The sequence below is a fragment of the Dactylosporangium sp. NBC_01737 genome (assembly GCF_035963215.1).
Taxonomy (GTDB): domain Bacteria; phylum Actinomycetota; class Actinomycetes; order Mycobacteriales; family Micromonosporaceae; genus Dactylosporangium.
In genome coordinates this window covers 1689518-1702029 of record NZ_CP109153.1, presented here as the reverse complement: position 1 = coordinate 1702029, position 12512 = coordinate 1689518, and the positions used below count along the sequence as shown (strand labels likewise).

7 protein-coding genes and 1 pseudogene are annotated in these 12512 nt (G+C 64.6%); 5 read left to right on the top strand and 3 right to left on the bottom strand.

The genetic code is table 11. The features are described 5' to 3' along the window. Positions 1-226: 226 nt before the first annotated feature. The 3 genes from OHA72_RS07325 (at position 227) to OHA72_RS07320 (ending at position 4571) form a co-directional block, all read left to right on the top strand. Positions 227-1138, top strand: a complete 912-nt coding sequence (locus OHA72_RS07325) for a hypothetical protein (protein WP_327007085.1) — start codon at positions 227-229, stop codon at positions 1136-1138. A 163-nt stretch (positions 1139-1301) separates the two neighbouring features. Beyond that, on the top strand, positions 1302-2237 hold the full coding sequence (locus OHA72_RS64565) for an ImmA/IrrE family metallo-endopeptidase (RefSeq protein WP_442788701.1): 936 nt from the start codon (positions 1302-1304) through the stop codon (positions 2235-2237). Between the two features lie 273 nt (positions 2238-2510). Then, the gene (locus OHA72_RS07320) at positions 2511-4571 is read left to right on the top strand and encodes a HelD family protein (protein ID WP_327011489.1); all 2061 of its coding nucleotides are present in this window, start codon (positions 2511-2513) and stop codon (positions 4569-4571) included. Positions 4572-4953: 382 nt separating this feature from the next. Here the strand turns inward: OHA72_RS07320 and OHA72_RS07315 are convergent, their stop codons facing one another. From OHA72_RS07315 to OHA72_RS07305, 3 genes and pseudogenes are all read right to left on the bottom strand, one after another. Then, a complete protein-coding gene (locus tag OHA72_RS07315) occupies positions 4954-5559 on the bottom strand; it encodes a DUF2637 domain-containing protein (protein ID WP_327007084.1) in 606 nt (201 codons plus the stop codon). Between the two features lie 116 nt (positions 5560-5675). Beyond that, positions 5676-6560 carry a replication-relaxation family protein gene (locus tag OHA72_RS07310; protein WP_327007083.1) on the bottom strand — a complete coding sequence of 295 codons (885 nt, stop codon included), beginning with the start codon at positions 6558-6560 and terminating at the stop codon, positions 5676-5678. A gap of 199 nt (positions 6561-6759) precedes the next feature. After that, positions 6760-7047, bottom strand: a pseudogene (locus tag OHA72_RS07305) (replication-relaxation family protein); the annotation flags it as partial. A gap of 2212 nt (positions 7048-9259) precedes the next feature. Here OHA72_RS07305 and OHA72_RS07300 point away from each other — a divergent pair. Continuing rightward, complete coding sequence (locus OHA72_RS07300; protein WP_327007082.1) at positions 9260-9925, top strand: hypothetical protein; 666 nt, start codon at positions 9260-9262, stop codon at positions 9923-9925. Positions 9926-9935: 10 nt separating this feature from the next. Continuing rightward, a complete protein-coding gene (locus tag OHA72_RS07295; protein WP_327007081.1) occupies positions 9936-12119 on the top strand; it encodes a GmrSD restriction endonuclease domain-containing protein in 2184 nt (727 codons plus the stop codon). Positions 12120-12512 lie beyond the last annotated feature (393 nt).

The following is a 12512-nucleotide window of genomic DNA, read 5'->3' as shown; positions in this document are numbered from 1 at the left end:
CCAGCAGGTCTGGTTTCCGGCCTCGATGAAGACGGTGTCTTCGCTCTTCGCTATCAGAGGACGGTTGCGGTCAACCGGTTCGGGAGTGTTGATCTTCCGTTCATGGGGGCGCTTCCCCAGCCCTATGCGGGCGAGATGGCCAGAATCCTTGAACGGTCAACGCTTGAGGCAAAGATGCGAAAAGCACTCGGATCTCAACAGAGAAGGCGATAGGAAGGGCAGATCTATGAACGATTCTGCAGCCATTCTGTCGGCTGAGGTTGATGAGCTCCAGCGAGGAAGCTTCCAGGAGCGCGTTCTCTATGATCGAATAATTAACGGCAGGAACGCGATTCCTTCTGTTGGTCAATGCTGGGCCATTGGATGGAACGATTTGCGCGCGCTTGTCGTTATCAGCGCGGTGCATGATGAGTTCATCCTCGGATTCCCGGCAACCGCGAAGTCCCTGGTTTCTGATGGGCAAACCATCGACACTCGTCTGCACGATCTAGTCGTCGATCTTACAGTCTGGTGGGGTGTGGAAACCGGGCTCGGTATTCACATGCTGGATAGCTATCTGGGCGATGCTCTTGATGTTCACGAAAGTGAACAAGCTCATCTAGACTTTGTTCGTGGTGTTGCCGACCTAGCCGCCTCGACGGATGCCGGTGTAGCCCGCTCGATCCTAATCGCCGACGCATTCGCTCGTTTCAGCGATGAAGAGTGGTCTGAGCACTCAGAACTCGGCGACTCGCTGAACCTTTCTAGCATCCTAGATGCCGCCACTTTTGAACCCAGTCGGCTTGCGCGGATTCTCAGCGTCTCACTGCCCGATGCGATCGCAATAATTCGCGGTGACCGAACGCTGACTCCGGACGAAATATCGATTCTCGCTGGTGACGGACTCCGTACCCATCCACCGAATTCAGGTCCCCGCCTGGTGGAACGGCTACGACCTCTGGTGCGTGCTCTTAATACTCCTAGTCGGAAGAGCCGAATTAAGGCGCTTGCTGCGACTCGCCATGAGGATGAAGCTGCGGCGCGTATTCATATCGTTCGAGACTTGAAGCCGGTTGCGGCGAGGCAGGTGGGGGCAGGGAGTGACCCGGACTGGGAGTCAAGGGTAGACCTCTACCTCGACCAGCACCTACAATCGTGAGATTGTTCTGATAATTCCTCCTCAGGAGTCTTCCGTGGCGGAGCAGTTCGATCTTTCGCGTCTTTCTGATGGCCGCTACCTTAAGTACCAAGTTCAGCTTGCAGCAGAGCGCTTGTGCGAGGGGCTCGCGGCTCTGAAGTCTGACGTGATCTCCAGCCTGCAGATGGACGCTTGGTCGGAGATCGCGCGCTGGCCAGAAGTTGTTGTCCACACGGTCGCCTCAAGCGGCAACGGAGACTGTTCGGTGGCGGGGCAATGCAATCTACGTGTGTCACCGGCAGAGATAACGATCGCGAACGATCTTAGCCCGGGCCGAAGAACGTTTACCCTTCTGCATGAAATAGGCCACTATCTGCAGCAAAACGACCCTCCATGGGTCGACGGTGCGCTAGCGAAGCAGCCCGATTTTGGGCGCCGCTTAGAGGAGCAGGTATGCGACGCGTTCGCGGCGGAGGTGCTGCTCGGGAGCAACTTACATCAACGGGTCTTAGGCAGTGGGATAATCACTGCCACATCTGTCCAGCAGCTCTTTGACGCCAGTCAGGCATCGCGCTCTGCTTGTTGTGTCAAGGTTGCTCAATTGCTTCCTGTGGCTGGCTGGGTAGTTTTATCTGACATGTCAGGAACCGTGGTTTTCTCCGCAGTGTCGGGTGACAGATTTCCGCCCACGGCGGGAACATACCAAGGCGATGATCATATCTCTTTGCGGGCCGCGACCTTCGGTAGTGCCCAAAGTGAGGATGCCTGGATCTCATTCCCGAGCGGTAAACGGTGGTCTAGCCTATACGCTGACTCCGTCAGAGACCCCTCATTCCGCTACGTCTACACCGTCTTAACTGACGAGGTTCCACCCTGGTTGCCGTCCTACACGCAGCGTTCCAAGTCATTTGTGGAACCTGGATGGGAATGCCACGTCTGTGGACTCGTGGCAGAGGCTGTACCAGATGACTGTCCTAATTGTCACGCATCACGGTGCTGGCGCTGCGGAATGTGTGCTTGCGGGCAGAGAGCAAATGAGCGGCGCTGTTCCAAGTGCAATTTCGTATATGGGTTGGGTATGTTCGACAAAGATTCTCCGCTGTGTCGAGAGTGCGCCTGACCGATCAAGTTGCATGTGTACGTCTGGACAATAGCCCGATATTTGGCGTTCTCTCCGCGCACTACCGTTTCGACCCCCCATGGCGTCGATCCCGCTTGTGGCCGGCAGGTCTCCTGGTGTGACGGTGCCGGAAAGCGCATGCATGGTCTCGACACCGAGGCTATGATGGTCGGCTCGTGCGCGGCATCGCTGCGCCGGGCACTGCCGGTACCGCACGTTGCGGGAGGCCGGGCGGCCCAGGTCAACTCATCGACCCGGGAGGTGCCGAACCCGATGCCGTCCACCGACCTCGATGTTCAGCTCGACGCTGAGCGAACCCACCTATCAGCCTCGCGCGCCGCGCTGCACGCGATGCGGCTCCGTGCCGAGCAGTTGTACGCCAGTGGCGCATCCGTCGCCGGCGACCCCTTCGCAGCGGAGACGCTCGGCATCACGCTGGCCCGGCGGGTCGCCGAGTTGGCCGATGATCCCCGCACTCCACTGTTCTTCGGCCGTCTCGACCTCGACGGTGCGCCAATCAGCGGTCCCCAGACCGGCGGCGCTCCAGACGTCGATGAGAAGCTCAGTGGCCGGTTCCACATCGGACGTCGCCACGTTTCCGACGAGCGCGGCGAGCCGCTGGTCCTCGATTGGCGCGCTCCGGTCAGCCGCGCCTTCTACCGGGCAAGCGCCCGGGACCCGCAGGGCGTGCAGATCCGCCGCAGGTTCGGCTTCGCCGAAGGCGCGCTGACCAGCTTCGAGGACGAGCGCCTCGACCGTGGCGAAGAGTTGGGCACGGCAAGCCGAATCCTGACCGAGGAGATCGAGCGCCCCCGCGTCGGTCCGATGCGCGACATCGTGGCCACCATCCAGCCCGAGCAGGACGAACTCGTTCGCGCGGACCTCGATGTCTCGATCTGCGTTCAGGGCGCTCCTGGCACAGGAAAGACCGCCGTCGGGCTTCACCGCGCCGCGTACCTGCTGTATCTGCATCGTGAGCGCCTTCGCCGAGCCGGTGTACTGATCGTCGGCCCGAACCAGGCGTTCCTGGGTTACATCGCCGCCGTCCTTCCCGCCCTCGGTGAGCTGGAAGTGCAGCAGTCCACGATCGAGGACCTCATCGCTCGGGTACCGGTCCGCGCGACAGATCCGGTCGAGACGGAGATGGTCAAAAACGATCCGCGGATGGCGACGGTGCTGCACCGAGCTTTGTGGTCCCGGCTGGCCCGCCCCGAGGAGCCGTTGCAGGTCTCCGACGGCGCATACCGATGGCGGGTAACCGTCGAAGCACTCCGCCGGGTCGTGGACGACGTCCGGCGCGAAGATCCGCCGTACGCGCTGGGACGAGAACGGGTCCGAGCCCGCATCGTGTCGCTGCTACAACGCCAAGCGGAGTCCAAGTCCGGCGAGTCGCCCCCCGAAACCTGGGCCCGCAAGATGGGCAAGGCCCGGCCCGTGCTGGAGGTCCTGGACCCGGCCTGGCCGGCGGTGACGCCCGAAGGGCTCGTCTTCGACCTGCTCCGCGACCCCGAAGGGCTGGCGCTGGCCGCGGACGGCATCCTGACCGCCGACGAGCAGGCTGCAGTCGTCTGGGCGAAACCGCCCCGCACCGCCCGCGCCACCAAATGGAGTAGCGCCGATCTCGTCCTCATCGACGAGGCCGCCGGTCTCCTCGAACGTCAGGCCAGCGTCGGTCACATCGTCCTGGACGAGGCGCAGGACCTCTCGCCGATGCAGTGTCGCGCGATCGCCCGCCGCAGCACACACGGCTCGATCACCCTGCTCGGCGACCTCGCCCAGGGCACCGCCCCATGGGCCGCCACCGACTGGACCGAATCACTGCGCCACCTCGGCAAACCCGAGGCCGGCGTCGTCCCGTTGAGCGTCGGCTTCCGCGTGCCCGACGTCGTCGTCGCGCTCGCCAACCGGCTGCTGCCCGCGCTGAACGTCAACGTGCCACCCGCGGTCTCGCTGCGCCGCGACGGCGAACTGACCGTACAGGCCGTCGACGACCTCGCAGTCGCAGTGGTCACCGAGGTGAAGACCGCCATGACGCACCTCGGCTCGATCGGCGTGATCGCCGCGGACCACCAGATCGACCTGATACGCACGGCGCTGGAATCAGCCGGCATGAAGCCCGCCGCCCTCGACAGCCCCGCCGCCGGACAGGTCACGGTGGTGCCGGCGAGCCTTGCCAAGGGCCTGGAGTACGACCACGTCATCGTGATCGAACCCGCCGCCATCGTCGCCGCCGAACCACGCGGCCTGCACCGCCTCTACGTCGTGCTCACCCGCGCAGTCTCCCGGCTCAGCGTCCTGCACCGGGAACCACTGCCCGCCGCGCTCACCGACTGAGGACCGTGGGTCGGGACCGAATCGATGCCGGTCCCGACCGACGGCTTGGCTACGGACGGATCGTTCGCCGGCTTGCGGAGAGCAGGTCGGCGAGGCGTTCGCGGGTCTCCTGGCTCAAGGGTGGAGCTGTCTCGACCAGCGCCTTGATGGCTGCTTCGATCGCAAGGTCGGTCTTCGACGGTGGCGGGGCAGCGGAGTCGGTGTCGGCGGATGGTTCGGACTGGGTCTCGGGCGTCCGGCGTGGACGTGGTGCAGTACGGCGTGCGGCAGCACGCGGACTGCGTGGCTGCATGGGACTCCTCGGCGTCTACTGAGGCGAGTGGCGGGTGTCGTAGACATGGCTCGATCGGTCTCCTTCCGTACGTAGGGCGAGATGCTGGAGTTACGGTGCTTCGGTCTTCAAGGTCCTGACGAGGGTGGATACGCGGGCGTTGGCGACGGTGTAGCCGTCCGCGCGGAGCCTCTCGGCCAGGGTCTCGCGGGTGAGCCTCTGACCGTCCGCGGCAAGCTCCTGGCTCGCTCGCCGCGCGGCGGGCAGCAGCGCCTGGATGTCGGGGTTGCTGCGGGTGGACGGTTTGCGGCCCTGCGCGGTCCGCTTTCCGTCCCCAGCGGACGGGCGGACCGTCCGCACCGCTTCGACTCGGTCCGCTGCGGACGGCGCACCGGCACGACCGAGCGCAATCTTGACCATGACGAGGAAGCCGAGCGCTGGTACGGCGGCGGCGATCCAGCCGATCGCGGATGGCTCGGCCTCGACGACCTGTGCCATGAGCGACAGCGCCACGGCGAAGCCGAGCACGAGCGACGGGAACACGAGGGAGGTGCCGGCACGCTTACGGCGTCGCATCTCCAGTCCGGACGCGATGCTCATCAGCTCGAGGACGATGGCGTCGGCCCAGGCCAGCCAGCCCGGTTGCCCGTGCGAGGCGGCGACATTATGGACGTGGGTGAAGCTCGCGGCGCCGGCAGCGCTACCGATCGCGAGCATGATGACGACCTGGACGATGCCCTCGGCCCGACGCGGAGAGCGGATGCTACCTCTGGACGCTGTCAGTTCAGCAGGTTCGGCGCTGTCAGCAAGTACGGTCGTTCTCTCAGTCCTCATCAGCGGCGGCCCGCCGCTGACGCGGGGATGTGATCAGCAAGCTTGGCCAGAGGTAGAGGTCCACCGGCGTGCCGGTACAGCCACCACACCGCACCGGCAGGATCGCCGCTGCCGGCTGCGGTAGCCGCGTCGTACGTTGCTGTGGCCACCAGCGGGTAGCCGCCACGATCGGCGAGAAGCTGGTGCAGACGGCGCTCCCGGCCGGCGGAGTGCAGCCAGAACAGCACCGGCCACACCCTGCCCGTGACGCGGGCGAGATGGGTGTACCCGTCGAGCTTGTCGACGAGGCGGCTGAGGGGGCGTTCGGTGCCGGTGTCGTACTCCAGGAGGAACGGCACCGCACGACCGTGCTCCGCCCAGACTCCGTGGCCGTCGGGCCGGACGCTGGCGACGTACGCGCGGACGTGAACGTCGTCGCCGTCTTGGGCGAACGCACCCATGCCCTGGCAGCGTGCAGCCGACCACCAGCGTTGCAGCTCGCAACCTGGCTGGGTTCGTGCGTGGCCGGCGAGGTCGGTGAAGAATCCGTTGGTGCCCAGCAGGTGCGGCAGGTTGGCCCGCTGGGTCAGGTGCCAACGCCGCCGACGCGCGTAGTCACGTCTCGGCACGTCCTCGCCGCGCTGCGCGGCGACCACGTCGACGCCGAGCTGAGCCAGGACATAGTGATAGGGGTGCGAGCCGCCGTCAGGCCTCTGCGGCCGGAACCGGTCGAGCACCCCGAGGGCAGTGAGCTTCCGCAGCCGTTCCTGCGCGTAGTCGATGGACGGGAACAGCGCACGGGCGATCTGGAACGAGATCAGCACGCCGTGGTCGGCGAGCCAGCCGAGCAGCAGGTGGTCGCGGTCGGTCAGTTGAGCCTGGACTCGCAGAACAGGGTCACCCATGGGCAACCCCAGACGACGGAGCTACCCGAGGGAAGACCCAGACATGAGGGTCTGTCGCAGCATTGTCGCTGTGGCTGACAGCGCCGTTGACCTGGGCTGTGAGCCGATTCCACGGGTCCAGTTGGGTGTCCGGTCGAAGTCGGAGGTCGACCAGGACTGGGAGCGGGACGGTCGGATGGAGGTCAAGCAGGAACGATCGCCGGCGGGGGAGGTCGTCGCCGCGTTGCGCTGCGACGACCTTGGCCCCGAGCTGGGCAAGGATGTAATGGTAGGGGTAGGAACCGCCGTCGGGTCGCTGCGGCCGGAACCGGTCCAGCACGCCGATCCGGGTGAGGGTCCGCAGCCGTTCCTGGGCGAAGTCCCGCGACGGGAACAGCGCGTCGGCGATCTGGAACGAGGTCAGCACAGCGTGCTTGGCGAGCCACCCGAGGAGGGTGTGGTCGCGGTTGGTCAGGTGCGACTGCACCCGCAGGACCGGATCGGTCACCGGGTATCGCCGCCGACGGGTATCTCTACCCCAGGACAGGACCCGACTGGAAGGGTCAGTCGCGTCGCGGGCGGGATCGCTGACAGCGGCGGTGTCCTGCGCTGTGAGCGGCTGGGTGGGGTCCGTCCGGGTGCCCTGGTCAAGATGGACGCCGGCGTGGAGGTCGAGGTGGAGTCTCTCATGGAGGCCGGGACCGGTTCTGTTGTCGCTGTCACCGGTGCCGGGAGGGATGGGATGGGGGTGGGGCAACGGTTCTCCTGATCTTCAAAGGGTTTGGATGGCTGCGGGCTTGGGTCCGGTTGCTGGGCAGGCGGGAGCCTGCCGGGTAACGCCCGGCCGGGCGGTTGGCGGTGCGGGTGGTTCCACTGTGGACTTTTCAAGGAGCGCGGCCGTCCGGCGTACCGGAGGCAACCAAAGAGCGCGGGCAGGGTTCGTCACGCGGACCACGCGAGCGTGGCCGCTTCGAACAAGGGGCAGGGCAGCGACGAACGACCCAGGTTGCACCGCTGGCCGGGGACCGAGAGCGCCGGTCACTGCATGTCCGGCATCTGCTCGGTGTGAGCGGATGGCGGTTGGCGAGGATCAGTTCGCCGAGTGCGGGTCCTTCATGGTGGGCCTCCTGTCGATCGGTGCACCCGGGACGCGTCCACGAGGTTCGGCGTTGACGACAACAGGCGCTCCCGAGGGAGCGCCCGCATCGGCCGAACGTATGTGGCCCAGCGATTGAGGTCGCTGCACGGGGATGTACCACCAGTAGGCAACAGCGGCAGTGTCCCGGTCAACACCTCGAATATAACGAATTGGCAACGACTCTTGACATTGTTCGAACATCGTGCTGTTTCAGTTCGTTCCGTGTCGGCGGGTAGCGATTCGAGCCGTCCCGTCCAGCGGCCGAACGAGCCCTTCTGCGGTCCTAGCAGCGAAAACGGGGCGGCTCGGTCAGGCCGCAGCTTGAAGGGCTGCCGGTAGTTGATCAAAGAATGTGTCGTCGGCCGGCCGCGATTGCATGTACGTAGAGGTGGCCGTTCTGGTGAACCACCCGGCGAATCCGGCGTGTGGCCCGGCCGTCGCGGCTCGGCCGATTGCCGGCGTTGCTCGCGGGGACGCGGCCCGCGTTCGGGGCGGCGTCGGGTTGGCCAGCTGCGGGACTGGCTCAGTGTGCCGTGACGTGCTGCGGCGTTGCGGCGGGCCCGTCGGTGCGGTGGGCTGACCGCCCATCGGTCGGCAGGCAAGCCGCAAGGCATGCTCGGCGTGCCGGGCAGCGGCACAGCGGCCAAGGACTCCCCGGCAGGCGAGGTTCGTACAGTTGCCGCCACGATCGGCGCGGTGCGCGGCAGCGACGTCAACCGCGAGCTGCCACAGCAGCACATCAACGACATCGGCAGGTGGGCGACGACGCCTCGACGGCCGCATCCGACCACCGGGCGACGACTGACGCGACGCGTACAACACTTGGCTCGACCTCCAACTGGACCGGCGTGAAGGTCACCGTCCGGCCCGAGGGCCTGGGAGGCGTGTCCGCGAACCGAACGGCGACACACCGATCGACGCTTGCCTTCGGATGAAGGTCAAGTCGCAGACGACACCAGAAGACCCGCGATCGATGCCGGCGCAAGTCACCCGTGCCGCGCTGCAGAGAGGAGGTGTCATATCGGGGATATCCACCCGACTTGCATATCAACGCTTGGAACCAGCGCCGCTTTCGAGCGCTGTCGAGGTCGGACGACCCCTCGACGAGATCTTTTAGCGCTTCCACGATCGATTCCGGAACTTCGAAACCGTCTGCCCTGCGGAAATGGAAACGCAATGACCCTGTCCTGGTGACAGACGAAGGGTGTTGTGTCGAGATCTGCTTTATGACGGAAAGGAACTCAAGCGGCCTTCGCCCTTCCTTGCCGACATGGTGATCGGGGTGGGGTCTGGGCTCTACGGCCAGGCCCGAGCGCAGCGCGTCCCGGCCTGTTGTGGCTCGTGGCGGGGTCATCGGCGTGGTGGTCGGCTTGACCAACCCAGGTCGGGACCGCGCTGGTTGTTGCACATCGGTGTGGGGCACGCGCGGGTAGCCGCGGAGTCGCGACCGCCGCGGGGCGTCCATAGCGCAACGTCGAATTGATCGGAACGGATGGCGCCTGTCGCACAGCCGACACTCGCAGTCTCCACTTATGTGATTACCATCCGAGAATACGTAACTCGGACTGAGGGACGGTACGCCATGGACGCAGAAGCCCTCGTCAGACAGTTCGGGAAAGATCCAGGTTCCGTATTTGTCGACATCATCCGCGTCTCACCCAAACCGATCCCTGCCCAGGACATCAAGCAGCAGCTGATCGACGCGGGTATGAAGAAGGACGACATCGACCGCCACTGGACACGGATCCAACGCGTGATCAGACTGCATCCGCAGATCACCATGGCGAACAGGAAATACGAGTGGCTGGCCGAACGGCGGTCAGCGCAGAGTTCATTGGATCTGTTGGCCCACCGCCTGACCGCGAGGCTACCGCGGTGGCTGACAACCCCGTGGGTGCAGAACGTGACAGACGCCCTCGCGCAGGCCGGGGCCACCGACGCCGGATGGGCAGAACACCAGTTCCAGCAAGCTAGGCTTGTGGCCGAGCTGGCAGTCGCCGTCGAGGTGCTCCAGGCACGCGGTGACACCATCACCGAGGTCGCCAAACTCCTCGCCGAGGAGGCTAGGCGGAAACGGCTGTGGCAGCTCGGCAAACCGGGCGATACCGTCCCGTTCGACCCGGCTACGCATGAGGCCGAGGGGGAGGCACCCGATCCCGGAACGGCTGTTCGGGTGGTTCGTTCCGGTTACGTATGGCGCGGCGGCGGTGAGCCCATCGCGGCAACCAAAGCTGTCGTAGGCGTCTAGCCGCAGCGCCATGGCCAGGAGAAGCAAACCTAGCAAGGGCGAACCGAAGGAACTGGTCCGAGCCCGTGATCAGTCTATCGAGGCGGCGTTCAACAACAAGTGGTTCCTTCTCGACTCTTACCAGCGTGACTATGTCTGGGAGGAGCAGCAGGTCGCGCGACTGGTGAGTGACCTCTCCCGAAAATTCCTGGATCAGTGGAGTGAAGAACACTCTCTGAATGACGTGAGGTCATACGATCCTTATTTCCTCGGTCCGTACATCATGCATTCCGAAGGGACCAAGGCATTCCTGGTTGACGGCCAGCAGCGAATCATCACCCTTCTGCTCATGCTGATCTATATGCGACGGCAGTTGGCGGCAATGCCGAGAGCGGCCGGCAAAACCGCCCAACTCCACATGTTGATCATGAACGACCGGTTCGGCAAGAAGACTTTCCGCGTGGACGTCGACGAGTACGCCGACTGCTTCAACGCCTTGCTGAACGGGCACAATCCCAACCTCGACAACTCTTCTGCCGCTATCCATCGAATCTGGCGGGCGTATCAGCTCATCGAAATCCACTTCAAGGAAAAGCTCCGTGGCGATGTACTAATCCTGTTCGCTGAATGGTTGCTCTATCGGGTTTCGCTGGTTGTAATGGACGCGGGGGATCGCGTCCGCGCCGACGAGATGTACCAATCGATCAACGACACTGGGCTTCGCCTTTCACCCATGGATCATCTCAAGCGTTTGTTGCTTAGCGACGCCGGCGAGGATCCCCGTGCCTTTGAGGGAACGTGGACTGAGATGGTGGCAGCCCTAGAGAAGGTCGAGCGGGGCGCCGCCTTCGCCTATCTGAGGACTGTCTTCCGAGCCAGGTTCCCTGAGGTTGCGCAAATGCCTGGGCCGAGTCTGAACGACGCAACCTCCGAGTGGGTGCGGGTACACGAGGACGACATCTGGCCCAACCGGAAGAACGGTGACCGGGCCCGCCTGCTCACAGAAGTACTCCACCCGTTCCACGAGGTCTACGCCGAGCTTCTGAAGGCACGGTCCCAGCTCAACACGCATCTGCGGGCTGTCCGGTACAACGCCTTCAACGGCATGGTCGAACAGTTCGACCTAACCGTCGCCGCCCTGCGCTCGGGCGACGAGAGGGCGGTATGGCAGCAGAAGGCAAGCATGGTGGCCAACTTCCTCGACCTGTTCTACGTGACGCAGACCCTTTACGACGAACCGGTCGAGCAGAAACACATCGATGAGCTGGTATCGACGGTCATGCCCCGGGTACGGCTGTCCGAGTCGGCGGACGAACTGAGTCGCGTTCTCGGGGAACACGCGGCCGACTGGCCCGCCCGGCTGGACCGCATCCCGGACCTTCGTTACGACACCAAGCGGAGATTTGTACACTACGTACTGACACGCCTTACGGCGTGGGCGGAGATGGGCGCCAGCAACGGCGAGGTGGATCCCACCGAGCGCTTCCTCATGCGTCGAGTTCGGGATCGTGACTTCGAGATCGAACATTTGTTCACCAGCACGGCGTCGGCGTATGCGCATAAGGTACCGAACGCCCGGCTGTACGGCCATCTGCGTAACTCGATTGGCGCGCTGCTGCTCCTCGAAGGAGCGGAGAACGGGAAATACGGCGGGATGCTCCTCGAAGACAAACTGGTGCGGTATCGCAAAGACACTCGGCTGGCCGGGATGCTCAACGCAGACTTTTTCCGACGCAGCAACGGCACGTTGGAAAAGTTCCTTCGCGGCAAGGGTGTGTTCCAGATGGTAGCCACCTATGACGCGAGCACCCCACTGGAACCGTTTATCGAGGCTCGTGGACAGTTCTACCTCGAAATCGCCAAGCAGATCTGGAGCCTGAACGAGCTCGGGTTGACGGCTTCGATTCCTCCTGGGCCGGCCGCACCCGCCAAGCGCACGCGCTATGGGGTCCGGTTCCAGGATCTGGTGGAGGCGGGCCTCATCAATGCCGGCGATCGCCTCATCGGTCGCCGGCGCAGCGAGATGCACTACGCCCGCGTGCGTCCGGAGGGAACCATCGAGACCGAGGAGGGTTCCGTTGCGGCCTCGCCCACCAAAGCGATGGAGTATGTTGTCGGGTCGGCGCGAGACCCCTGGGGCTTCTGGCAGGTCGAGGGAACGGGCGATCGGCTCGACGCGGTCCGGCAACGCTACCTGGATCGTTTCGGACGGTAGGGCCGCGTCGCAGGGCCGATATCGCCCACATGTCACCGGCGGCGACCGGCATCGCCCAATCGGGGAGGCGCCGTGCCCCATGACCGGAACCGTGCGTACGCCTCCGCTGACTTGATCGAGGTCGCGCGGCGCGTGCCCGCCGCCCCTGGAACGGCCAACTGTCGCCGCATTCAATCAACTGGTCCAGCATTCCGACGATGTGATCCAGCGTGCCGCGCATGGCGTCCATGCCGACGGCGGTGCAGGGCGATTGCACATCGATCGCCGAACCCGAGGCCATGAACCGGCCACGACCGCAAGGGTCTGCTCCTCCCCCGAGCGCGATCTGCGCTGCCATCCGCTCATGGCAGACAACGCGCGCCCGGCATTCTTGCTCGTCACGGTGCGTAAGCG

Bases quoted from the DNA above. Each gene is read 5' to 3' on its own strand.
- OHA72_RS07325 (WP_327007085.1), top strand. From the start codon at position 227: ATGAACGATTCTGCAGCCATTCTGTCGGCTGAGGTTGATGAGCTCCAG.
- OHA72_RS64565 (WP_442788701.1), top strand. From the start codon at position 1,302: ATGGACGCTTGGTCGGAGATCGCGCGCTGGCCAGAAGTTGTTGTCCAC.
- OHA72_RS07320 (WP_327011489.1), top strand. From the start codon at position 2,511: ATGCCGTCCACCGACCTCGATGTTCAGCTCGACGCTGAGCGAACCCAC.
- OHA72_RS07315 (WP_327007084.1), bottom strand. From the start codon at position 5,559: ATGCTCGCGATCGGTAGCGCTGCCGGCGCCGCGAGCTTCACCCACGTC.
- OHA72_RS07310 (WP_327007083.1), bottom strand. From the start codon at position 6,560: ATGGGTGACCCTGTTCTGCGAGTCCAGGCTCAACTGACCGACCGCGAC.
- OHA72_RS07300 (WP_327007082.1), top strand. From the start codon at position 9,260: ATGGACGCAGAAGCCCTCGTCAGACAGTTCGGGAAAGATCCAGGTTCC.
- OHA72_RS07295 (WP_327007081.1), top strand. From the start codon at position 9,936: ATGGCCAGGAGAAGCAAACCTAGCAAGGGCGAACCGAAGGAACTGGTC.